The sequence below is a fragment of the Brotomerdimonas butyrica genome (genome assembly GCF_025567305.1).
Taxonomy (GTDB): Bacteria; Bacillota; Clostridia; order Peptostreptococcales; family Anaerovoracaceae; genus Lentihominibacter; species Lentihominibacter butyricus.
Genome location: NZ_JAOQJP010000007.1, coordinates 57,076 through 82,273 on the forward strand (window position 1 = coordinate 57,076; position 25,198 = coordinate 82,273).

At 48.5% G+C, this 25,198-nt stretch carries 18 protein-coding genes; 16 read left to right on the forward strand and 2 right to left on the reverse strand.

The window, feature by feature from the left end; all coding sequences use genetic code 11:
- Positions 1-9: 9 nt before the first annotated feature.
- The 6 genes from tgt (at position 10) to OCV59_RS06245 (ending at position 7,436) form a co-directional block, all read left to right on the forward strand.
- Positions 10-1,128, forward strand: a complete 1,119-nt coding sequence (gene tgt, locus OCV59_RS06220; protein WP_147593630.1) for a tRNA guanosine(34) transglycosylase Tgt — start codon at positions 10-12, stop codon at positions 1,126-1,128.
- A gap of 48 nt (positions 1,129-1,176) precedes the next feature.
- On the forward strand, positions 1,177-2,337 hold the full coding sequence (gene rlmD, locus OCV59_RS06225; RefSeq protein WP_147593631.1) for a 23S rRNA (uracil(1939)-C(5))-methyltransferase RlmD: 1,161 nt from the start codon (positions 1,177-1,179) through the stop codon (positions 2,335-2,337).
- A 40-nt stretch (positions 2,338-2,377) separates the two neighbouring features.
- Positions 2,378-4,762, forward strand: coding sequence for a ferrous iron transport protein B (gene feoB / locus OCV59_RS06230; RefSeq protein WP_147593632.1), 2,385 nt, complete (start codon positions 2,378-2,380; stop codon positions 4,760-4,762).
- 81 nt (positions 4,763-4,843) lie between these two features.
- A complete protein-coding gene (locus OCV59_RS06235) occupies positions 4,844-5,023 on the forward strand; it encodes a hypothetical protein (RefSeq protein WP_147593633.1) in 180 nt (59 codons plus the stop codon).
- A gap of 428 nt (positions 5,024-5,451) precedes the next feature.
- On the forward strand, positions 5,452-6,855 hold the full coding sequence (locus tag OCV59_RS06240) for an APC family permease (protein WP_147593634.1): 1,404 nt from the start codon (positions 5,452-5,454) through the stop codon (positions 6,853-6,855).
- A 275-nt stretch (positions 6,856-7,130) separates the two neighbouring features.
- Positions 7,131-7,436: a hypothetical protein gene (locus OCV59_RS06245; RefSeq protein ID WP_147593635.1), complete on the forward strand. Its 306-nt coding sequence runs from the start codon at positions 7,131-7,133 to the stop codon at positions 7,434-7,436.
- 296 nt (positions 7,437-7,732) lie between these two features.
- Here OCV59_RS06245 and gpmI read toward each other — a convergent pair whose 3' ends face one another.
- Complete coding sequence (gpmI, locus tag OCV59_RS06250) at positions 7,733-9,256, reverse strand: 2,3-bisphosphoglycerate-independent phosphoglycerate mutase (protein WP_147593636.1); 1,524 nt, start codon at positions 9,254-9,256, stop codon at positions 7,733-7,735.
- A gap of 124 nt (positions 9,257-9,380) precedes the next feature.
- Between gpmI and addA the strand changes: the two genes are divergently transcribed.
- From addA to OCV59_RS06280, 6 genes are all read left to right on the forward strand, one after another.
- The gene (gene addA / locus OCV59_RS06255; protein ID WP_147593637.1) at positions 9,381-12,908 is read left to right on the forward strand and encodes a helicase-exonuclease AddAB subunit AddA; all 3,528 of its coding nucleotides are present in this window, start codon (positions 9,381-9,383) and stop codon (positions 12,906-12,908) included.
- 181 nt (positions 12,909-13,089) lie between these two features.
- Positions 13,090-14,139 carry a heat-inducible transcriptional repressor HrcA gene (gene hrcA / locus OCV59_RS06260; RefSeq protein ID WP_147593638.1) on the forward strand — a complete coding sequence of 350 codons (1,050 nt, stop codon included), beginning with the start codon at positions 13,090-13,092 and terminating at the stop codon, positions 14,137-14,139.
- Positions 14,126-14,692: a nucleotide exchange factor GrpE gene (grpE, locus tag OCV59_RS06265; protein ID WP_147593639.1), complete on the forward strand. Its 567-nt coding sequence runs from the start codon at positions 14,126-14,128 to the stop codon at positions 14,690-14,692. The genes hrcA and grpE overlap by 14 nt, the downstream gene beginning before the upstream one ends.
- A 35-nt stretch (positions 14,693-14,727) precedes the next feature.
- Positions 14,728-16,584 (forward strand): molecular chaperone DnaK, encoded by a 1,857-nt coding sequence (dnaK, locus tag OCV59_RS06270; protein WP_147593640.1) that lies wholly within the window; start codon positions 14,728-14,730, stop codon positions 16,582-16,584.
- The gene (gene dnaJ, locus OCV59_RS06275) at positions 16,584-17,738 is read left to right on the forward strand and encodes a molecular chaperone DnaJ (protein ID WP_147593641.1); all 1,155 of its coding nucleotides are present in this window, start codon (positions 16,584-16,586) and stop codon (positions 17,736-17,738) included. The genes dnaK and dnaJ overlap by 1 nt, the downstream gene beginning before the upstream one ends.
- A 127-nt stretch (positions 17,739-17,865) precedes the next feature.
- Complete coding sequence (locus OCV59_RS06280; protein WP_147593642.1) at positions 17,866-19,263, forward strand: MATE family efflux transporter; 1,398 nt, start codon at positions 17,866-17,868, stop codon at positions 19,261-19,263.
- On the opposite strand, the gene OCV59_RS06285 is transcribed toward OCV59_RS06280, so the two are convergent.
- Positions 19,264-20,109, reverse strand: coding sequence for a MerR family transcriptional regulator (locus OCV59_RS06285; protein ID WP_262584166.1), 846 nt, complete (start codon positions 20,107-20,109; stop codon positions 19,264-19,266).
- 164 nt (positions 20,110-20,273) lie between these two features.
- On the opposite strand from OCV59_RS06285, the gene OCV59_RS06290 reads away from it, so the two are divergent.
- The 4 genes from OCV59_RS06290 (at position 20,274) to OCV59_RS06305 (ending at position 25,160) form a co-directional block, all read left to right on the forward strand.
- Positions 20,274-21,629, forward strand: a complete 1,356-nt coding sequence (locus OCV59_RS06290) for an MATE family efflux transporter (RefSeq protein ID WP_262584167.1) — start codon at positions 20,274-20,276, stop codon at positions 21,627-21,629.
- An 84-nt stretch (positions 21,630-21,713) separates the two neighbouring features.
- A complete protein-coding gene (locus OCV59_RS06295; protein WP_262584168.1) occupies positions 21,714-23,273 on the forward strand; it encodes a Mur ligase family protein in 1,560 nt (519 codons plus the stop codon).
- A 120-nt stretch (positions 23,274-23,393) separates the two neighbouring features.
- Positions 23,394-24,368: a 50S ribosomal protein L11 methyltransferase gene (prmA, locus tag OCV59_RS06300; RefSeq protein ID WP_147593645.1), complete on the forward strand. Its 975-nt coding sequence runs from the start codon at positions 23,394-23,396 to the stop codon at positions 24,366-24,368.
- 3 nt (positions 24,369-24,371) lie between these two features.
- Positions 24,372-25,160: an RsmE family RNA methyltransferase gene (locus tag OCV59_RS06305; protein ID WP_147593646.1), complete on the forward strand. Its 789-nt coding sequence runs from the start codon at positions 24,372-24,374 to the stop codon at positions 25,158-25,160.
- The last annotated feature ends 38 nt before the right edge of the window (positions 25,161-25,198 follow it).

Consider the following 25,198-nt stretch of genomic DNA (forward strand, 5'->3'; position numbering starts at 1 on the left):
GGAGAGAACATGACAGCAGTTACATATGAACTGATAAAGACAGATACAAGGACAAAAGCAAGACGAGGTCGCGTGACTACACCTCACGGAGTCATAGAGACACCGGTGTTCATGCCGGTAGGTACTGCAGCCACCGTGAAAGCGATGCGTCCGGAGGAAATAAAAGAGATGGGTGCTGAAATAATACTTTCAAACACCTATCACCTCTATCTCAGACCGGGACATGAGGTAGTCAAGGCGGCAGGCGGACTGCATAGATTCATGAACTGGGACAAGCCGATACTTACTGACAGCGGCGGTTTCCAGGTGTTCAGTCTGGGTGCGATGAGGAAGATAAGAGAAGAAGGTGTGGAGTTCCGTTCTCATATAGACGGTTCTAAGCACATGCTTTCGCCTGAAAAATCTATGGAGATACAGAATGCACTGGGATCGGACATAATAATGGCTTTTGACGAGTGCGCACCGTATCCGGCAGACCGCAAATATGTAAAGGATTCGCTGGAAAGAACGACAAGATGGCTGAAAAGATGCAAGGAATATCATAAAAACACTGAGCGGCAGTCACTTTTTGGCATAATGCAGGGCGGTATGTACAAGGATCTCAGAAGAGAAAGTGCCGAGCAGATCGTAGATCTCGATCTTCCGGGGTATGCGATAGGAGGACTCAGCGTCGGAGAGCCGAAAGAGATAATGTATGACATCATGGACGACTGCGTAGACTATCTGCCTAAGGAAAAGGCGAGATATCTGATGGGGGTAGGGAGTCCTGACTGCCTTTTTGAAGGTGTGGAGCGCGGGATAGATATGTTTGACTGCGTACTGCCTACGAGGATCGCAAGGCACGGTATGGCGATGACGTCACAGGGTCGTGTGAACATAAAGAACGCCAAGCATGAAAGAGACTTCACACCGCTGGATCCTAACTGCGACTGCTATACGTGCAGGAATTATTCGAAAGCCTACCTGCGTCATCTTTTCAAGGCTGATGAGATACTTTCATCCATGCTGATGACGAACCACAACCTGCATTTTCTCGTGAATACCATGAAAAACATAAGAAAATCGATCGAGGAAGACAGGTTCCTCGAATACAAAAAAGAATTTTACGACAGCTACGGAAGATTCTAGCTGCAAAAAGCAGTATCAAAACGAAATACAAGGAAGGTTTTATACAATATGGAAATTTGCAGAGACAGCAATGTCTGCGGCGGATGTGTATATCAGGGCGTTCCGTATGAGGAGCAGCTAAGCAACAAAGCCGGTGAAGTCAGAGGGCTCATCGAAAAAAAAGATATCCGGTACGGAGAACTTCTCGACATCGAGCCAGCGCCTGACAGATACGGATACAGGAACAAGATGGAGTACACTTTCGGCGATATGGAAAAAGGCGGTCCTATGACTCTGGGCATGCACAAGAAAAAGCATTTCATGTCGATCGTCACTGTGGATCAGTGTCAGCTGGTGCACGACGACTTTAACGTGATACTGAGAGGCGTGCTTGATTTCGCATCATCCAGAGGATATTCGCATTATCATAAAAAATCGCATAAAGGCCTGATGAGACATCTCATAATCAGGCGCGGAGTCAGGACCGGAGAACTGATAGTAAATGTCGTGACGAGTTCAGAAGAAGGATTTGATGAGGACGCTTTCAGGGAGATGATCCTGGCCCTTCCGCTGGAAAACACGATCGTCGGTATATTGAGAACGATAAACGACAGGCTTGCTGATGCAGTATACTGTGATGAGCTGCGGGTGCTCTACGGGCGCGATTATTATATGGAAAAAATACTCGGACTTGATTTTAAAGTCAGTGCGTTTTCATTTTTCCAGACGAATGTGGCGGCAGTCGAGAATCTGTATTCATATGCAATCAGTCTGATCGATGACTTTGAAAACAAAACGGTATTCGACCTGTACTGCGGAACAGGCACGATAACGCAGACTCTCGCAAAAAAAGCGGGCAAGGTCATAGGCATAGAGCTCGTCGAAGAGGCTGTAAAGGCTGCAGAAGCAAATGCTGCGCTCAACGGTCTTGAAAACTGTGAATTCATTGCAGGCGACGTCTTTGAGGTGCTGAAGACGGTGGAAGACAAACCTGATGTGATAGTCGTGGACCCTCCGCGTGCAGGTATATCCTCTGATGCACTGGACAAGATCATAAGCTACGGTGTCGATAAGATAGTGTATATATCCTGCAATCCGAAAACGCTGGTGGAAAATCTCTATTATCTGCAGTATTACGGCTACAGGATCGTATCAGTAAAGCCGTTCGATAATTTTCCGGGAACGAAACATACAGAATGTGTAGCACTGCTTGCCAGGGAGTGTCAGTAATGCAGATGATAATATTCAGCAAAGAAACGAGGTGCTTCTCATGACAATGGATAAATTGAAACCGAAGCAGAGTGCCTATATAAAATCTGTTGGAGGTAAGGGAGCGTTAAGGCATCATCTTCTTGATATGGGGCTTACTCCCGGAACAGAGGTGACTTTACAGAAAATAGCACCGATGGGAGATCCGATACAGATCGAGGTGAGAGGTTATGAACTTACACTTCGACTTGAAGAAGCGCGAAAAATAGAAATCGAAAATATACATCAGAAAAAAATGTCTCAGCCGTTAAGCGAGGCAAGACATGAAACGATACCTCATCCCATGGTCGGAGAACTGGGGCAGGCCGATGAGAATCATGTGCACGATGAAAGCAGAAGTCTGCCTAAAGGTGTGCATCTTACGTTTGCACTTGCGGGAAATCAAAACTGTGGAAAGACAACACTTTTCAATCAGCTGACAGGGGCAAACCAGCATGTGGGAAATTTTCCGGGCGTAACGGTGGACAGGAAAGATGGCATGATAAAAAATCACCCGGAAGCAACCGTGACAGATCTTCCCGGGATATATTCTCTGTCACCATATTCCAGTGAAGAGATAGTAACGAGAGATTTTCTTATCGGTGAAAAGCCGAGCGGCATAATAAATATAGTCGATGCATCAAATCTTGAACGAAATCTGTGCCTTACTATGCAACTGATGGAGCTTGGTATACCGATGGTTCTGGCACTGAATATGATGGATGAAGTAAGAGAAAACGGTGGCACCGTAAGGGTCAATGAGCTGGAAAACATACTCGGGATACCTGTCATACCGATTTCGGCTGTAAAAAACGAAGGTATAGATGAACTGGTAAATCATGCTATACATGTTGCACGCTTTAAGGAACCTCCCGGACGTATAGATTTCTGCAGGGGCAGCAGGGATGAAAAAGATCCTATAGGAGCAGTACACCGCTGTATACATGCGGTGGCACATATGATCGAGCCGGAAGCAGAAAATGCAGGATTACCGGTAAGGTTTGCGGCTACTAAGCTTATAGAGAAAGATGATATAATAGAAAAAGAACTGGAACTGTCGACAGAGAAGCAGCAGGCATTCAAAGATGTGGTTTCAGTAATGGAAAAAGAGACCGGCCTTGACCGCGAAGCTGCTATTTCAAATATGAGATTCGGTTTTATAGAAGATATGTGCAGAGAGACTGTAGTACGCCCTCATGAAAGCAGAGAGCATCGCCGCAGTATGAAAATAGACAGGCTGCTTACGGGAAAATATACTGCAATACCATGTTTCCTGGGGATAATGGCTGTCATATTCCTGATGACGTTCAATCTCGTCGGAGCGTGGCTGTCAGATCTCATGGGAGCAGGAGTAGATGCGGTGACGGGACTGATCGATAAAGGTATGGATACACTTCAGATCAATCATGTGGTGCATTCAATAGTTACAGATGGTATATGCAGCGGAGTGGGAAGCGTCATAAGCTTTCTTCCGACGATCGTGACGCTGTTCTTTTTTCTGTCAATACTGGAGGATACAGGCTATATGGCCAGAGTGGCATTTGTCATGGATAAGCTGCTGCGCAAGATCGGTCTGTCGGGTAGGAGCTTTGTTCCGATGCTGATAGGTTTCGGGTGCTCGGTCCCGGCTATTATGGCAACCAGGACACTTTCCAGCGAACGCGATAGAAAAATGACTATACTGCTGACTCCATTCATGAGCTGCAGTGCAAAGCTTCCCATATATTCACTTATGATAAGTGTGTTTTTCCCAAGAAAGTATCAGGCACTGGTGATGGTCGGACTCTACATTTTCGGGATAATGTGTGCCATACTGTATGCGCTTGTTTTAAAGCAGACGAGATTTAGAGGCGAGCCGGTGCCGTTCGTAATGGAACTGCCGAATTACAGACTTCCTTCGGCAAAGAGCGTACTGCATCTGATCTGGGAAAAAGCAAAAGGATTTATACAGAAAGCTTTTACGATAATATTCGTGGCATCGATCGTGATATGGTTCCTGCAGACTTTTGATGCAAGGCTCAATCCGGCAGCATCAGCTGAGGACAGCATGCTTGCAATGATAGGAAGTATCGTAGCACCGGTTTTCAGACCGCTTGGATTTGGAGACTGGAGGATATCGACCGCCCTTATAACCGGATTTACTGCCAAAGAAAGTGTAGTATCGACACTTACCGTGCTGATGGGCGGAGATGCGTCCATGGTGAGTACACTGTTCAGTCCGTTTTCAGCGATAGTGTTTCTTGTTTTCACATTGTTATATACGCCGTGTGTCGCAGCTATCGCAACTGTGAAACGTGAGATGGGGGGAGCCAGAGCTGCTGTGGCGACTGTTGTTATACAGTGCGTGATCGCCTGGTGTGTAGCGTATGCAGTGCATATTTTAGGTGTGGCTGCGGGGATCGCATAACGGGATCGGCATAGACCACATCAAACCGGCAGGCAAATGAAGGATGTGTTATAGCGTTGCATTTAACGAGGGTGTGTTTGTATGAATACTGCGAGTATAGTCATTATCATAATAATAGCAGTGCTGTTTATAGCGGCAGCAGTGATAATAAAAAAGAAAAAACTGATATCGTCATGTGGTGAAAACTGCGCATGCTGCGGTGCGTCAAAATGCCAAAGGAGAAAAAGCAGCATAGGCATAAAAGATGACAGCGATATATGAAAAGGTGTGATATGTGAGTTTATGCAACATACTGGCAACTGATAAAATTGAAATCATGTTCAGCCGTATCAGAAAGAAAACTGATACGGCTGTTTTTTTGAGGAAAAACTCCATGCGTGGAAAAAAATTTCATGGCTTGTGAAAGAAATTTCTTTCGTATGAGCATATTTTTGCATTCAAATAAGCCTGATCCGAATGTGTCTTTTATGTTTTTTGGATAGAGAAAATCAAAAAATTCTCTGAAATTTCAATGTATACAGGCTAGCGAAGATAAGAATTTAATGATTGTTTGTCGAGTTGGCACGATGTTTGTAAATATAATATATGCGAAAGATATGAAAGCGATAAAATGCTGGAACTGTCAATCTTTCGTGAAATAATTATTCGTCATAACCAGAAGGAAAAATTTAGTTAAGTGAGGATCAGTTATGAGTACAAACAATCAGACATTGGAAAAATCATTTAAACAAAGAGACGTCCTTGCCATGGCTTTCGGAACAATGATAGGCTGGGGCTGGATAATGTTATCAGGTCAGTGGGCAGCTTCAGCTGGTATGCTGGGTGCCATTCTGGCGTACGTAGTAGGAGCAGTGCTCTGCGTATTCGTAGGTCTCGTATATGCAGAACTTACACCGGCTATCCCTTACACAGGCGGCAGCGTGGTATTCTCCTACAAATCAATGGGTTACTGGCCGGCAGTTATCGCAGGTCTTGCAACAGCGTTCGCTTATCTGGGCGTTGCAGCATGGGAAGGTCCGGCATTCGCGACAGCTCTGAACTACATCGTGCCTATACCGGAGATCGGACATCTGTGGACGGTACAGGGCGCTGACGTATGGGTTACAGTATGTCTCGTTTCAGTAGTCGTTTCAGTAATAATCACAATAGTAAACTACTTTGGAGCAAAGCAGGCAGCAGTATTCCAGACTATCGCAACAGTAGGTCTGATCATCGTTGGTATACTGTTCCTGACAGGCGGTGTTGCATTCGGAGATATGGAATACACTAAGCCGCTCCTCACAGACTTCAAAGGATTCACAGTAGTACTGCTGATGGTTCCTGCAATGTTCGTAGGATTTGACGTTATACCTCAGTCAGCAGGAGAAATGGATGTGCCTCTCAAGCAGATCCCGAAGATCCTTATCATCTCGATCTGCATGGCAGCTGCATGGTACATGCTGATGATATTCGCAACATGTGTTTCAGCTCCGACAGAAGTTCGTACAAACGGAGTTATCCCTGTAGCAGATGCAATGGCATACGCTTTCGGAAATCCTATCTGGGGCAAGATCTGTATCGTAGGTGCAATGTGCGGTATCCTGACAAGCTGGAACGGATTCCTCTACGGCGGAGCAAGAGTACTCTTCTCACTCGCAAATGCGAAGATGCTTCCTGGATTCCTTGCTAAGGTTCACCCTAAGTATCACACACCAAGCAATGCAGTACTGTTCTGTGGAGCTCTGTCAACATTCTCATGCCTCCTCGGCGCAGGCGCTCTGACATGGTTTGTAAATGCAAGCTCATTCGGCGTGGTTATCGTTTACCTGATGGTAACTCTGTCATTCATCTTCCTGAGAGTTAGACAGCCTGAGCTTGAAAGACCTTATAAGATCAAACACGCTAAGCTCGTTGGTGCAGTTTCGATCGGCGTTGTATGCTTCTTCGCTTACTTATACCTGCCAATGGGACCTAGCCCTCTGGCTCCGATCGAATGGGTTCTCGTATGCGGATGGTTCGCATTAGGACTTATCCTGGCTCTCTATGCAAGAGCAAAGAACCGCAACGTTTCTCCGCTCGAAAGAGAAAGACTGCTGTTTGCAGAACAGAACTAAGAGCATACAAGAACGGTATATAATAACAATTACAAATTACAATTTACACTTCCAAAACAATTCACCATATTGTGTGCCCAATTTTTAATAATTATAACAATACAGAAAGCACCCGTCACTGAACCGATTTCATTGACCGGGTGCTTTTCTGGCAGGCTGACTTTTTCATTTTGAACTTGACACCAATTAGTGCAAATGTTACCATTTTAATCAGCAGGTAAAATAATCAGAATGATTATAATAATATGTTAGATATACATCTGGAGGTTATCAAAATGAGCAGAGAAGAAATCATAGCTAAAATAAAAGGAATCGCAGAGAATGAAAAATTCAAGATCGATGCATTTTTCTTCTGTGGTTTCCCGTCAGGAAAGCCAAATCAGGAACTGATGAAGGCGTGTGAAAAGTTTATCGAAGCAGATGAAGCCGACAAGGCAGATGAAGCTGCAGTAAACGCACTGATCGCAGAGATGGAAGCGGCACTCAAGGCTGAATCCGATGTTGCTGAAAAAGACAACATCACGAGCAGCAATGAAGACGTTAAACTCGTCCTTGCAAACAAGGCTGTTCTTTTCGCATAGACATACATAGATAGAATAATATTGATTTCAGGCATGGCTGTTCGGTAAAAGAGCAGTCATGTTTTTTTATGCAAAGGCGCGGGCTGTGCAGGTGCGGACGGTCATTGCAGAGCGTCGTTCTGAGGTATCATATGATCAGAAAAAAACTGACGTATCGACATATGTTTTGCCGATGCGTCAGCTTGAGCTCCTCTATATAATGTTATGCGGTTTTCGCATGCAGCCGGTCTGTGAGCTGCCTATCGGGCTGCCGGGGCGACCGCCGGGGGATGTGCCGTATCGCTTACGGTGATAAGCTATACGAGCGGTTTTCCGGTCATTTCCTCAGGGATATCGAGACCCATGAGCTTGAGTATCGTCGGAGCTATATCGCTCAGACGACCGCCGTCTTTGAGCTGTGAAGGATGGTTGGCGATATGTACGAGCGGAACATCATTCAGCGAATGTGCGGTAACGACATTGCCGTCCTTGTCCAGCATCACGTCAGCATTGCCGTGATCCGCCGTCAGCAGTATCTGGCCGTCCTTTGCAAGTATCGCATCAGCGATCTTCGGAACGCATTTGTCGAGAGTCTCTATCGCTTCGACTGCGGCCTTCATAACACCGGTGTGACCGACCATGTCGGCATTTGCAAAGTTGAGTATGATCAGGTCGTATTTGTCTGTATCGATCGCCTCGAGTACTTTATCAGTGACTTCATAAGCGCTCATTTCAGGCTGCATGTCATATGTCGCAACCTTAGGCGACGGTATCAGTATGCGGTCTTCGTTCCTGTTCGGAGCCTCGACTCCGCCGTTGAAGAAGAACGTAACATGAGCGTATTTTTCAGTTTCAGCGATCCTGAGCTGCGTCAGTCCGAGAGATGCGATGTATTCACCGAGAGTGTTGTGAAGCGTCTCCGGCGGGAATGCCAGCGTAACATCAGGCATTTCGGCATCGTACTGCGTCATGCATATGTAGCAGATGTCCGAGACCTTTTTCTTTCTGTCAAAGCCGTCAAAATCCTTGTCTACGAACGTCCTGGTGATCTCTCTTGCCCTGTCAGGTCTGAAGTTGAACATGATCATTGCGTCGCCGTCATCTACAGGCAGTGCGCCGTCAATCACCGTAGGCAGTACGAATTCGTCGTTTTCGTCTCTCTCATAAGCGGCATCGATCGCTTCTTTTCCGGAAGCGGCATGCATGCCTTTGCCGATAGTCATCGCGTCATACGCCTTTTCCACTCTGTCCCAGCGCTTGTCTCTGTCCATCGCATAGTATCTGCCGGAAATCACGCCGAGCGTGCCGATGCCTGCCTTTTCAAAATGACCGGTGAGTATGTCGATGTATTTCTGTGCGCATCTTGGCGGCACGTCACGACCGTCGAGGAAACAGTGCACACACAGCTTTTCGATATCGTGCTTCTTTGCAAGATCGACAAGAGCCAGCAGATGATTGATGTGGCTGTGCACTCCGCCGTCGGACAGCAGACCGAGCAGGTGCAGTGTCGAGCCGTTTTTCTTCACGTGATCGACAGCCTTGAGAAACGCCTTGTTTTCAAAGAACGAGCCATCCTCGATCGCCTTCGTTATCATCGTAAGATCCTGATATACTATGCGTCCGGCTCCGATATTGAGATGGCCGACTTCAGAGTTGCCCATCTGGCCTTCGGGAAGCCCGACGTCCAGTCCGCAGGCTTTCAGCGATGTTGACGGATATTTCGCGAATATATCGTCAAGGTGCGGTTTGTCGGCAGCGGCGATAGCGTTGCCGGCCGTTTCTTTATTGAGACCGTATCCGTCTAAGATCATAAGCATTGTCGGACGGTTGAATTTTTTCATGATGATTACCTCTCATTAAATATTTTTCTGACTCCTATTATACACCATAAGCCTTTGAATTGTTATGAGAAAAATTATTTGTTATAATAAACGATATATCATGTAAAGTACGGGGTGGCGCAAGATGCAGTGGACTGATGCACAGAAAAAAACGATAGAGACGAGAGAACGGAACATACTGGTGTCGGCGGCGGCGGGATCAGGAAAGACCGCCGTCCTGATAGAGAGGATCAGGAGTCTCGTGCTCGAAGACAAGATCGATATAGACAGATTCCTGATAACCACATTCACGAACGCTGCGTCGGCAGAGATGAAGGCGCGTCTCGAAAAGTCGATAAGAGAGCAGATGGAGAAGCCTGGAGCAGACAGACAGTTCCTGAAGCGCCAGCTGTCACTGATGCCCAGAGCCAGCATCAGCACGTTCCATACATTCGCGCTGGAAGTGATGCGCAGATATTTCTATGTCACGGATCTGGAGCCGGGTTTCAGGATAGGAGACGATACCGCCGTGTCGATCATGAAGAACGAATCCGTCGACGAGCTGTTCGACATGAGATTCAGCGATGATTACGACAGATTTTCAGCTTTTCTCAGAAATTACAGTAGCGACCGCAGCGAGAACAGGATCAAGCAGAACATCATAGCGCTTTACGATGAGATGCGCAGCATACCGCACTATATGACCTGGGCGAAGGAATCCACGGAAAAGCTGGGCAGTGATTCGCCGTCGGCAGCTCTTAAGCTCGACGAGTTCGTTGTGAAAGAGACAGCGCGCCAGCTGAAAAAGGCTGCAGTGCTTTATGCAAAGGCTGCAGATGTGCTTGAAGAGGCTGGCATAGAAGGTCTTTTCGAAAAGGCGCAGGCCGATGCGCAGCTGATAGCTGACATGATTTCAGGAGATGGCGAGCGGGATATGTCAGTCCTGTCCCCGGTTGAACGTATCAGTATTTTCGGCAGATTTCTGAGCACAGTCAAATTCAATCAGATGAGAGCCACTAAAGACCAGAAGGACGACTATGCCCTGGTTAAAGACCACGTGGCGTCTTTGCGAAAAAACGGCAAGAAGATACTGGACGATCTGCGCGGCAGATATTATCAGAGAAGCATGAGCGAATACGACGAGGAGCTTGACCTGCTGTACGATGATACCAGATACCTGACAGGACTCATAGAGGACTTTGAGCATATATTCAAGCAGAAAAAAAACGATAAGAACATCGTAGACTTCGATGACGTCATGCATTATGCCATCGACATACTCAGCGATGATCTGGTAGCGGCGGAGTACCGCGACAGATTCAGATACATATTCATAGACGAGTTCCAGGACAGCAACATGCTGCAGGAGACGATCATAGGGCGGATCGCAGGAAAAGACAATCTGTTCATGGTGGGCGACGTCAAGCAGAGCATTTACAAGTTCAGGCTGGCCGAGCCGGAGATATTCAGAGCAAAATATGCGCTTTACGCACAGGAATCCGAAGAGGAAAGCATCAAGATCGACCTGAGCAACAATTTCAGGAGCAAATATGCAGTGACTGAGACTGTCAACACCGTGTTCGAGCGCATAATGGACGGATACGACGGGAATGCCAGACTCAAATGCACGATAGATCATCAGTATCCGGGCATGGACACAGAGTGTCATATAATGTTGCCGGAAACGCAGGATTCGGGAAACGGCAGCTATGACGATGCGAAGCCTGAGGAGAAGATAATACTGAAGCTGATCCGTGAAAGTCTCGGAAAAGAGATATATGATGTAAAGCAAGGCGTGTACAGAAATGTGGAGTACCGCGATATCGTCGTGCTTTCCAGAAGCAGATCGGGCATAAAGACGCTGGAGCGCTTCCTGAACAACGAAGGCGTGCCTGCTTTCGGCGAAAACACGGGCGGATACTTCGAGACAGTCGAAGTCCAGGTGTTTACGAATCTCCTGCGCGTGATAGACAATATCAGTCAGGATATACCGCTGATATCCGTGATGAGGTGCCCTGTGTTCGACTTCTCTGTCGAGGAGCTTGCGGCAGTCCGGATAGAATACCGTGACGGCAGCTTTTACGAGGCGGTGAAGGGATATACAGAAGGTGGGGCGGATGAAGCTCTGAAAGAAAAGCTCAGCCGAATGCTGCAGCAGATAGCGTACTGGAAAGAACTCAAGAACACGATAACACTCGAAGAACTCGTGAGGATACTGCTCTACGATACAGGTTACTTTGACTACTGCAGCGGTCTGCCGTCCGGAAAACAGCGTATTTCCAATCTGAGACTGCTGGTGGAAAAGGCGGGGCAGTTCGAGCAGACGAGCCACAGCGGGCTTTACGGCTTCATTTCATATATAGAAGCGATGAAGAAAAACAATCTCTCTATAGGGGAGGCGAAGGTCATCGGTGAAAATGAGAACGTCGTGCGCGTGATGACTGTCCACAAGAGCAAGGGGCTTGAGTTCCCGGTCGTCATACTGACAGGGATGGGAAGAAGCATCCGGGCAAGAGGCGCGGGCAGCGGAAGCGTCATGCACAAAGACTTTGCGATCGGCATGCCTCATGTCAATAGAGATGAAAAGTGGCACAGAAAGACGCTGCTTCAGCGTGTGATCGAGGCGCAGAAGGCGAATGAGGAATTCGAGGAGGAAATAAGGATTCTCTATGTCGCGATGACAAGAGCTATGGATCAGCTGCTGCTGACGGGAACGGTGAAGGATCCGCAGAAGCTTGAAGACACGGTTGGTATCGGCAGATCGTTTATCGAGATGGTGTATGGTCCGCTTACTGATGTGGCAGAGAATGTCGTGATACATGAGGATAGCGAAGAAGACGGCTCGTGTGACGATACGCGCGTCCATTCCAGGGCGCGGATCGCCGACGTGTTCGGCATGAGCAGGGAGAGTGCTGATGATCGTCTGAGAGAGCTGATAGATGAAAGGCTTTCGTTCGAATATCCTTATATGGATGTTTCGGGAGTGAAATCGAAGTATTCGGTAACGGAGCTCAACAGGCTCAGACAGGAGGAACTGGCTGAAAATGCCGGAAAAGATGCGGACGTGATGTCAGACATATATGCAAAGGCTGCAGCCGGCGAACTGCCGGACGGACGCGGTGAACGCAGTACGACTCTCGCACAGCCTGCATTTTCCATGGAAAGAGACAGAATAAGCAGCATGCAGACCGGTACGCTGATGCATCTTGTTGTCGAAAAGCTCGACTTTGCGGAAGCGGCGGCGCATGGCCGGCAGTACATCAGAGAGACCATTGACAGACTGTGTGAGGACGGTACGATAACGGATGAAGAAGCCGCTGCGGTGCGTATAGATAATATAGAAGCGTTTTTCCGCGGAGAGCCGGGAAAGCGCGCAGCGATGTCAAAGCATCTGTACAAGGAGCGCGAATTCATACTCCGCAGGAATGTAAAGGGAGCAGACACGATCGTGCAGGGTATCATAGACTGCTATTTCGAAGAGGAAGACGGCATCGTGCTTATCGATTACAAGAACAGCTATGCGGGAAACGAAGAACGTGAGCGTGAGCTCGTGCGGATGTATGAAGGTCAGATAGACATATACAGAGAGGCGCTGGAAATCGCATCCGGAAAGCCTGTGAAGGAGGCGTACCTGTATCTGTTCGGATCGAAAAAGTTCATCGCGGTAAAATGAAAAGCGATGTGCAGGACGACGGATATTTTACAATGTTTTTTATTTTTAAAATGAATGATAAAAAATACCGGTAAACGATAAAAAATTTTGAAATAAGTGTTGACAATATACCCATTGGGTGGTAAATTTAAACTGTAGTTAGCACTCGAAGACAATGAGTGCTAACAACAGGAGGCCTAAGATGGATTTAAGTGAAAGAAAACTGAAAATATTACAGGCCATCATAGCTGATTTTATCAGGACTGCCGAGCCGGTAGGCTCAAGGACCTTGTCGAGGAACTATGATCTGGGCATAAGCCCGGCGACGATCCGAAACGAGATGTCGGATCTGGAGGAGATGGGTTATCTTACTCATCCGCATACGTCTTCCGGCAGAGTTCCTTCCGAGAAGGCATACAGACTCTATGTAAATGAGATGATGCCGAGGACAGAGCTCAGTGCGGCGGCAAAGGACGCTATAGCGATGCAGCTTCACAGCAATGTGAACGAGCTGGAGAATATAGTGCAGCGTGCGGCACATGTGCTGTCAGAGATCACGAGTCTTACAGCGTTTGCGATGACACCGAAGAAGGATCAGGACACTCTGAAATATATAAACCTGCTTCCGGTCGATGAGCGGACAGTGGTGCTGATGCTCGTATCGGAGAGCGGCAAGGTGTCCAATACATCGGTGTATCTGGACAGAGCGGCTTCTGAGGAAACGCTCAGGATACTGGCAAAGACGATGACGTACAACTACCGCGGCAAGACGCTGAGCGAGGCACTGACGCTCGATATAATCAAGGCATTCAAATCAGATGCTGAAGCGATGGCAATGTTTGAAAAGAATATCGTTCCGAACTTCGTGAAGACTCTTGAGGATATGCTCAATGTGAACCTTTACATGGACGGACTCACAAACATATTCTCGATACCGGAATACAACGATATCGATAAAGCCAAACTGTTCCTGGAGATGGTGAGCCGCAAGGAGGATCTCACAAAGACTCTGATAAACAGAGACAACGGTGTGATAATAACCATAGGCAACGAGAACCAGAACGAGATGATGCAGGACTGCAGTCTCATAACAGCGACATATCATGTCGACGGCAAGATGGTCGGCAAGATCGGAGTTATAGGTCCTACGAGGATGCGATACGGCGAAGTCACTTCCGTCGTTGAGTACCTTACAGATAATATAAGCAAGGCTTTTATGATAACGGAAGGAGACGAGGATGGCAAAGATTGATATAGACGATAAGGAAAAGAAACAGGAACAGGCTGAAGATCAGGCTCCGGAAGATACAGGGGCTGAAGAAAAGGCCGAAGATAAAGAAGAGACTGGAAAGGATGCCGGCGAAGCTCCGGAGGCTTCCGAAAAGAAGGAGCCGGAGGAAGACGGCGATACCAGATACCTGAGACTTATGGCTGATTTCCAGAACTATAAGAAGAGGGTGGAGAAAGAAAAGACAGATCTTTATTCATACGCCAACGAGAAGCTGATAACCGAGATGCTCGATGTGATCGACAACTTCGAGAGAGCGCTCGAGCATGATGACGGCGACGACGGCTTCAAGAAGGGTATGGAAATGATATTCAAGCAGCTGAGCGACGTCCTTGAAAAGGCGGGCCTGGCTGAGATCCCGGCACTTGGCGAGGAGTTCGATCCGAACTTCCACAACGCCGTGATGACAGAGGAAACTGAAGAATACGAAAGCGGCAAGGTTTCCGGCGTGATGCAGAAGGGCTACACCCTGAACGGCAAGGTAATAAGACCGTCGATGGTAAAAGTAGTCGGCTAGCTTTCGAAAAAATATATATCCAGGAGGAAAATAAAATGGGAAAAGTAATAGGAATCGATTTAGGAACAACAAATTCATGTGTAGCAGTTCTTGAAGGTGGAGAACCTGTTGTAATAGCTAATGCGGAAGGTAACAGAACCACACCGTCAGTCGTAGGTTTTGCAAAGAACGGAGAAAGACTCGTAGGTGAAACTGCAAAGAGACAGGCGATCACTAATCCGGACAGAACGATAGCGTCGATCAAGAGATATATGGGTACAGACCACACTGTAGATATCGACGGAAAGAAATATACACCGCAGGACATTTCGGCAATGATCCTCGGAAAGCTGAAGTCAGATGCAGAAAGCTACCTCGGAGAAAAGGTAACTGAAGCTGTAATCACAGTTCCGGCTTACTTCACAGACAGCCAGAAGCAGGCTACGAAGGATGCAGGAAAGATCGCAGGTCTCGATGTAAAGAGAATCATCAACGAGCCTACGGCAGCATCACTGGCATATGGACTCGACAAAGATGAGTCACAGCACAAGATCCTGGTATACGACCTGGGCGGCGGTACATTCGACGTATCGATCCTCGAGCTGGGCGACGGAGTATTCGAAGTACTGGCAACAAACGGAAACAACAAGCTGGGCGGTGACGACTTCGATGAAGCTCTGCTGAACTTCATGGCTGACAGCTTTGCAAAGGAAAACGGCGTAGACCTCAGAAACGACAAGATGGCGCTCCAGAGACTCAAGGAAGCTGCTGAAAAGGCAAAGAAAGAGCTCTCAAGCGCACAGACCACGAATATCAACCTGCCGTTCATCACAGTGAACGAAAACGGCCCTCTCCACATGAACATGGATATCACAAGAGCCAAGTTCGACCAGCTCACAGCAGATCTTGTAAACAAGACTATAGAGCCGATGAAGAAGGCAATGGCAGATGCAGGCGTTACTAACAGCGACCTTTCAAAAGTGATCCTGGTAGGCGGATCGACAAGAATACCGGCTGTACAGGAAGCAGTAAAGAAAGTAACAGGCAAGGAACCGTTCAAGGGCATCAACCCGGATGAATGCGTTGCAGTAGGTGCAGCTATCCAGGCAGGCGTACTGACAGGTGAAGTAAACGACGTGCTCCTTCTCGACGTAACTCCGCTTTCACTTTCGATCGAAACACTGGGCGGCGTAGCTACAAAGCTGATCGAGAGAAACACTACTATACCTACAAAGAAGAGCCAGATCTTCTCAACTGCGGCTGACAATCAGACAGCAGTAGACATCCACGTAATGCAGGGTGAAAGAGAAATGGCTTCAGGAAATACTACACTCGGAAGATTCCAGCTCACAGGTATCCCGCCTGCTCCACGCGGAATCCCTCAGATCGAGGTTACATTCGACATCGACGCTAACGGTATCGTAAATGTAAGCGCAAAGGATATGGGAACAGGAAAAGAGCAGAGCATCACGATCACTTCTTCAACGAAGCTTTCGGATGAAGAGATCCAGGCAAAGGTCAAGGAAGCAGAACAGTATGCTGCTGAAGACAAGAAGAAGAAGGAAGAGATCGAGATCAGAAACCAGGCTGAAACTCTGGTATACGAAACTGAAAAGAACATGAAGGAGCTTGAAAACGCACTTTCCGAAGATGAGAAGAACGATATCAATGCTGCAAAGGATGAGCTCTCAAAGGCTCTCGAAGCAAACAATATCGACGACATCAAGGCTAAGACTGAAAAGCTCACAGAAAAGTTCCACACTATTTCAGCTAAGATGTATCAGCAGGCTCAGGCAGCAGGTGCAAATCCTGACATGGGCGGAGTAGCAGGCGCAGCAAACGACGCAGGTTCAGCTCCAAAAGACGATAACGTTGTAGATGCTGACTATGAAGTTGTGGATGAGGACAAATAATGGCAGACAAGAGAGATTATTACGAGGTCCTGGGATTAAAAAAAGGGGCCAGTGATGATGAGATAAAAAAAGCATTCAGAAAAATGGCGATGAAATATCACCCGGATAAAAATCCGGGTGATAAGTCCGCCGAAGAGAAATTCAAGGAAATCAATGAGGCATATGCTGTGCTGTCGGATCCTGACAAGAAGGATAAATACGACAGGTTCGGTCATGCCGGCGTAGATCCTAACGCAGGCTTCGGAGGCGGCGGATTTGGAGGCGGCTTCGGAGGTTTCGGCGGTTTTGAAGACATCTTCGACATGTTCGGAGGAGCTTTCAGCGGCTTCGGAGGAGGCGGCAGATCAGGTGCACGCAGGAACGGTCCGAGAAAGGGCAGCGACCTGCAGAAATCTCTGACGATAGATTTCGAAGAGGCTGCATTCGGCACGAAGAAGCAGATCCGCATCAACAAGTTCGTGAAGTGCAAGACATGTGACGGTTCAGGTGCTGCACCGGGAACTTCCAAGAAGCAGTGTACGAAGTGCGGCGGCAGCGGAGAAGTGAGGACTGCACAGAGAACACCGCTCGGGACTTTCCAGAGCGTATCACCGTGTCCTGACTGCAACGGTACAGGTGAGATAAACGAAACGCCTTGCAGGGACTGCGGCGGCAGCGGAAGAGTGAAGGAAAACGTCACGATCTCGATCAATATACCGGCAGGCGTGGATAACGATTCCGTCATCCCTATCAAGGGACAGGGAGAACCGGGTATCAACGGCGGACCTGACGGTGATCTTTACATCGTGATCAATGTGAAACCGCACAAGCTTTTCGAGCGAAGAGGACAGGATCTGTGGCTCGAGATACCGATCACATTCGATCAGGCGGCGCTGGGAGACGATATCGTAGTGCCTACTCTTGAAGAAAAAGTTTCATACAAGGTTCCTGCAGGAACCCAGCCGGGAACGGTATTCAGACTCAAGGGCAAGGGCATCAAGAGCGTCCGCAGCAATAAGAAGGGCGACCTTTACGTGAAAGTGACGCTCGAGGTCCCTACGAAGCTCAATTCGAAACAGAAAAAAGCTATCGCGGCTATGGGCAAGAGCGTGACGAGCGAATGCTATCACAAGAAGAGCAGCTTCCTTGATTCAATAAAGGAATTCTTTTCATAGATCTGACATGAATTAAATTTATCATAAAGAGAGTGTAGCTCCTGAAGAGGACTGCACTCTTGTTGTAGTATAAAAGACTGTATCGTATCAATATCAATAGAGAACGGGAGATTAAGGAGTATCGTGTATGACTGAAGAAATAAAGATAAATGAAAACGATCCGCAGGGCGAGATAACTGACCAGAGCGGCGTTCGGAGGCTGTTTTCGAATAAATATCTGCTGAAGCTGCTGTGGCCGCTGTTCGTGGAGCAGTTCCTGCTTTTTGCGGTGGGACTGCTGGACTCGGTGATGGTCGCAAGCGTAGGTGAGGCCGCTGTATCGGCAGTATCGCTGGTCGATTCGCTGATGGTGCTGATAATAACCGTCTTCACCGCGATAGCGACAGGAGGCGCAGTAGTAGTGGGTCAGTATCTGGGGCAGAAGAGGGGAGAAAATGCGAACAAGGCGGCAGATCAGCTGTTCATTTCAGCATTCATGCTGTCGCTCGTCGTAATACTGGTGATGTACATACTCAGGAACTGGGTAATATCTTTCGTTTTCGGAAACATCGAGGCGGATGTGCGGCACTACTGTGATGTGTACTATCTGATCGTAATGGCGTCCGTACCGTTCATCGCCCTGTACAATTCAGGAGCGGCGCTGTTCAGAAGCGTCGGTGATTCGAAGACATCGATGACGGTTTCGATCATAATGAACGCGATAAATGTGGCGGGAAACGCTACGCTTATATACGGCTTCCACAGAGGTGTCGAAGGCGTTGCGATACCGACTCTCGTGTCGAGGATGGCGGCAGCGGTAATGATGATAGTGCTCCTCAGAAACAGCGAACGGAAGGTCCATCTCACAAAGGGAATGGATCTGAGACCTGACTGGTCTTACATAAAGAACATAATGAAGATAGGTATACCGAATGGTGTGGAAAACAGCATGTTCCAGCTTGGAAAGCTGATCCTCCTCAGCATGATATCGGGATTTGGCACTATATCGATCGCAGCGAATGCAGTCGCAAACTCGATATCGATGATAGCGGTGCTCCCGGGACTTGCGATGAGCTACGGCATCGTCTCAGTCATCAGCGTGTGTATAGGCGCCGGGGATTACGAACAGGTGCGCTTTTATACGAAAAAGCTGATGAAATGGGTGTATGCGGCGATGTTCGCGATGAATGTCATCATCGTGCTTTCGACACCTCTGATAATAAAAGTCTACAGTCTTTCTGCGGAAACAGGGAAACTCGCGACCGAGCTTATATTTTTTCACAGCGCATGTGCAGTCGTGATCTGGTCTGCATCATTCGTCGTTCCGTATGTGCTCAGAGCGGCTGGCGACGTAACCTTCACGATGATAGTCGGCGTCGCTTCGATGTGGGTGTTCAGGATCGTATTCGGCGTCGTTCTGGCGAAATACATGGGCATGGGAGTCATGGGTGTGTGGATCGCGATGGTCGTGGACTGGATCGTGCGTTCGATCTGCTTTATCGTAAGATACTGCAGCGGCAGATGGAAACGCGGCACGATCAGCTGATCATGTCTTTTCCAGCGGCAGACTGAGCTTCACGATATAGTAGTCGAGACTTGATTTTGAAGCCTGGTCGAGCAGGATGTCTTCGAAAAAGTATTTTCCGTGCTTATAGCCGTGTTCACGTGCAAAGTTCAGGAGCTTCGGCAGCATGGAGCATACAGGAGAGAATCCGAGCGTGCTGTATATCACGACGTATGAGCCCGGCGATATCACAGTGATATTTTCCGCTGAATTGTCGATATCATCGGGATCGAGTTTCGTGTACAGGTGGGAGTAGCGGTAGCTGTTTTTTGTAAAGCCGCCGTCCACTGCTATCGTGCCGCCTGTGACGTATGGGCTGTATATCTGGTTTTCATGGCACAGTGCGACGTGTCTGGCATAGGCTTCGTATTCGTCCTTGTTGTCGGAGCCTCCGCTGTATTCTGTGAAAATGTAATGCTCCGAGGGGCGGTGTTCGATGTGTATGGTCCCGTGCTGTGCATTTATGCCTTCCTCGGTTATTTTTATTTTTCCTTTGATGAACGTCTTGAGCCACTGGAGCTCTGCGATCTTTTCATCGACCAGGCGGTCATGTTCTCTGAGCAGCTCGAGGAACGATTGCGGATTTTTTCTTGCGAGATATTCTTTGATATTTGCCAGAGGTATGTCGAGTTCTTTGAGCATGGCTATCGTTATGTATGTGTCGAACTGCAGTACGGAATAATATCTGTAGCCGTTAGATGCGATTATTTCGGGCCTCAGTATGCCTATCTGGTCATAGTGGAAAAGCGTCTGTTTTTTTACCCCGCAGAGTTTTGCGAATTCACCGGTCGTGAAATATCCTGCGGGTATTTTTCTGCTTCTGCTCAATCTCATCACTCCTTGTATCTGATTTGATTTCGTCATATATATCAGGTGTATTTGGCATTTGGCGTGAAGCCTGCCGAGTTACAGCCTGTATTTTCGGAATAATTAAAAAATGTATTGACTGTATGGTAACAGTATACTTTATCATTTTGTCGGAGGTCAATAACATGGAACATATTTTTGATTACAATGTGACAGTGAAAAAGTTTGCGCATTTCGTGTGGCCGTCGATACTGATGATGCTCATGATCGGTCTTTACTACAATATGGACTCTATATTCGTTGCTAATCTCGTGGGAGAGCAGGCTCTGGCAGCGCTTTCCATGGCGTATCCGGTGCAGGGTATAATGTGGGGGTTCGCGGTGATGCTGGCAGCGGGATCGAGTGCTATCGTGGCGATAAAGATGGGAGAAGGCGATCAGCAGGGCGCGAATGAAAAGTTCACGCTTATATGCATAGTATCCATCGTGTCAGGCGTGCTGTTCATGGCGCTGTGCCTGTTTTTTCTGAATGACATAATAGATTTTCTCGGTGCGACAGGCACGATAAAGGAATACTGCAGAGATTTTCTCAGCGTGCTGATATGGAGCTTCCCGGCGGCTTTCCTGGGGCAGCTGTTCGAGTATTTCATCAGAGTCGACGGCAGACCGGTATTCACGCTGGTGCTTTATATTTCAGGCGGCATCGTGCATCTGATACTTGACTATATACTGATGGGGCCTGCAGGAATGGGCATCGAAGGAGCGGCATATGCGACGCTGGCAGGCTCGATAGTGATAGTCCTGGTGGGAGGCGGATATTTCGTGATCGCTGAAACGAAGCTCAAATTCGTCAAGCTGAAAAATGACTGGAGATTCATAGGACACTGTTTCGTGAACGGTTCGTCGGAAATGGTCACGGAGGCATCGGCGGGGATCACGACATTTTTTCTGAACTCCGTACTGCTAAAGATATCGGGAGATGTAGGTGTGGCAGGGATGAGTATCGTCTTCAACATACATTATCTGCTGATCTCGGTGCATCTGGGATATATCATGGGCGTGGCGCCGCTGATAAGCTATTTTTACGGTGCGAAGGACTACGCCAAGGTGAACGTGTTCATAAAGTATTCCAAGGTGTTCATCGTTGTGACGAGCATCGTAAGTGCGGTCTGCTGTCTTGTGTTTGGAAAATATATCGTGATGATATTCGAACGGCCGGGAAGCGAGCTGTTCGATATAGCGCTGGCGGGAACGAGATACCTGTCGATAGCGCTCCTGCTCTGCGGCTTCAATATATTCGCATCAGGCTTTTTCACGGCATACGGCAATGGTCCCGTGTCGGCGCTGATATCAATGTCGAGAGCCCTGATAATGACTATCATAGGCGTGGAGCTCCTCGGCAATCTGTTCGGCATGACAGGCATATACCTGACGCTTACATTTGCGGAGGTGACGACGCTCCTGCTCACGTTCATCATGTTCAGAAAGTACAGAGACGTGTACCACTACAGATTTTTCCCGGGATCGGGGGATGACATTTAAAAAAGGATTGATTTTATCTGTGTTTTAATAAATAATAATGATGTACGTTTATTCGACAAAACAAGACAGAAGAGGAAATCAACCGTGACATTAAAAACTTATGAACTGGGACGCTATTACAGGCATCTGCAAAGCTGCGGGCTTGTTGAAAAGTGCAGCGCCGATCAGGCACAGATGCTGCAGCAGATAGAATATATTTCGTTCGACTCCAAGGATATAAGGGAGAATACGCTGTTTATATGCAAGGGAGCGCATTTCTCTCCGAAATACCTTCAGGACGCGGTGCTCTCGGGCGCTGTGGCATACATATCGGAAACGCCTTATGATCCTGGCGATGCAGGCGATGTGCCGCATATCATCGTAAGCGATATACGCGCCGCCATGGCGGAGATCGCAGGGATATTTTACGACAACATATGGCAGAAGCTTCATATGATAGGCATCACAGGAACCAAAGGCAAGTCGAGCACTGCATTCTTTGTGAAATACATCATCGATGAGTATATGAAGAATACAGGAGGACATGAGTCGGCAGTGATATCAGGGATCAACAATTATGACGGGGTGATCGATGAGGAATCACATCTGACTACGCCTGAATCGTTTGAGATCTACAGGCACATGTACAATGCCGTGAACAGCGGCATAGAATATCTTACTATGGAGGTGTCGAGTCAGGGTCTGAAATATGACAGGACGAGAGGAATAATCTATGATATAGGGTGTTTCCTGAACATAGGAAACGACCATATAAGCGGCATAGAGCACAGCAGCCTTGAGGACTATCTGAGATCGAAGCTCATCCTCTTCTCGCAGAGCATGACGGTGTGCATCAATTCGGGTTCCGACAAGATCGGGCAGATCATGGCGGCGGCGGAAAAAGTGCGCGCAGACAATGAGGCCAGGGGCATCGATATGCCGGAGATCGTCACTTTCGGACATGAGTCAGAGGACGATTACTTCGTATATGATATAACGAGCCCAAAAGGCGAAAGCGGCAGCATCACATTCAGCGTGAAAGCGCCGGGCTTTGACGAAAGGTTCGAGCTTTCCATGAGAGGGCTGTTCAATGTCGACAATGCACTTGCCGCGATCGCGATGACATCATGTCTCGGGATACCGGTGGAGTACATAAAGGCCGGACTGAAAAAAGCGAGAGTCAGCGGCAGGATGGAGTTCTTCACCAGCAGTAAACGAGGCTACAGCGTGATAGTCGACTATGCTCACAACCAGATGAGCTTTGAGACGCTGTTCCGGTCTGTGAAGAAGGAATTCCCCGGCAAGAAGATCTCGATCGTGTTCGGATGTCCGGGAGGAAAGGCGCAGAACAGGAGACAGGAGCTCGGCGATATCGCCGGAAAGTATGCGGACATGGTGTATCTGACTGAAGAGGATGCAGGCGAGGAGCCGGTCGTGGACATCTGCAGGCAGATCGCGGATCATGTCAGCGCGAACGGGTGCCCTTTCCGGATCATAGAAGACAGAGGCGAGGCGATAAGAAGTGCGATGCGCGATGCGGACAGCAATACTGTGATATTGCTGACCGGCAAGGGCCGTGAGACCAGACAGAAGCGCGGTCTCAGGTACGTGGACACTCCGTCCGACGTGGAATATGTTCAGGAAGTCCTCAGATTCGAATACTGATATCGACCGGACGATACGGAAGAGAATGAAAAGCAGATAAGTAAAAGCCCGCAGGCTGTTGGCTGACGCGGGCTTTTCTGGTATAATCGTAAATGCATATAAATTAGGAGGAACATAAATATGAAATACATTGAATTCAGGGTACGCGCGAGCAGACAGGGTGTGGAGCAGCTGACAGCTCTGTTCATGGCCAGGGGCATAGACAGCATATGTGTCGACGATCCGGCTGACATCCAGGATATCCTTGACAAGAAGAACGAATACGACTGGGACTATATCAACGATGACCTCAAGCAGGATCTCGAAAAGGAGCCTACAGTGTCCGTGTACTTTGAAGATACACCGGAGAACCGCGAGAAGATACAGGAACTCAAGATCGCAGTGATGATGCTCAAGAGCAAGGAGCTCGAAGGCGTGTTCGGCTGGGACGTGGATTTCGGCAGACTTTACGCGGAGGCAGTGCCGGTGGACGATGAAGACTGGAAGGACAAGTGGAAGGAAAACTTCAAGCCCACTAAGATAACCGAAAAACTTGTTGTGAAGCCTACGTGGGAGGAGTATCAGGCTGCAGACGGTGAAGTAGTGCTGCAGATAGACCCGGGAATGGCTTTCGGCACGGGGACGCATGAGACGACGTCGCTCTGCCTGAAGCTGATGGAAAAGTATCTCGGAGACGATCCTGCAGGCAAGACTGTGCTTGACGTCGGCTGCGGATCCGGCATACTGTCGATCGCTGCGGCGCTTCTCGGCTGCAGAGAAGTCACCGGCATAGAGATCGACGAGGACGCAGTCAATGTAGCAGGTGAAAACGTTGCTCTGAACGAAGTGGCTGATGCTGTAAAGATCATGCAGGGCGATCTCGTGAAGGGCATAGATGTAAAGGCTGACATCATCGTGGCGAACCTGATGGCTGACCTTGTGATGATGCTTGCGGAAAGCGCAAAAGAGCACCTCGCAGATGGCGGTGTATTCATTTCATCGGGAATACTCGTGGAAAAGAGAGACAAGGTCGCAGAGGCTGTAAAGGCTGCAGGCTTTGAGATCGTTGAGATCGCGGAAGACGGCGAGTGGTGCGCGATCGTCGCAAGAGGATAGCCGATGAGAAGGTTTTTCGTTCCGCCTGAAAACGTAGGTGAGAATACGATAATCATAGACGACAGGAATGATCTGCATCATATGATAAAGGTGCTGAGGCTCTCGGAGGGCGACCGCATAGCGATTTCCGACTCGCAGGAATGGGAGTATCAGGCGGAGCTGGTGCGTCTCGACAGCGACGGTGCCGAGGCCGCGATACTGGACAAGCAGAAGTTCACAGCCGAGCCGGAAACGAAGATAACGCTGTTTCAGGGGATACCGAAGCAGGGGAAGATGGAGCTGATTGTGCAGAAAGCTGTGGAGCTCGGAGCCAGCGATATCGTGCCTGTGTTCATGAAACGGACGGTGGTCACTGACAAAGGCAACTTCGGTAAGAAGATACAGCGATGGCAGAAGATATCGGATGAAGCGGTGAAGCAGTGCAAGCGCGGGGTGATCCCGGAGGTGCACGATGCCGTGAAGATGGACGAGGCGATCAGCCGGTTCAGCGGGTTCGATATGGTGCTGTTCCCTTATGAAAACGAGCTGGGAACGACGATCAAGGATGTGCTGCGGGCGGCTGTTTCGCAGGGCTGCGATGGCAGCGCCGATGGTCCTGATGATGCAAAGCCTGCGGGCAGGCCTGTAAGCGTGGCTGTCATGATTGGCCCGGAGGGCGGATTTTCTGACGAAGAGGCAAAGGCTGTAGTAGAGGCCGGAGGACTTTCGGTGTCGCTCGGCAAGACGACGCTGAGGACGGAGACTGCGGGACTTGCAGCGATAGCGATGATAATGTACGAGCTGGAGCTTTAGATCCGGCCGGAGAATATATGAAGCTCCTGCGGGGATAC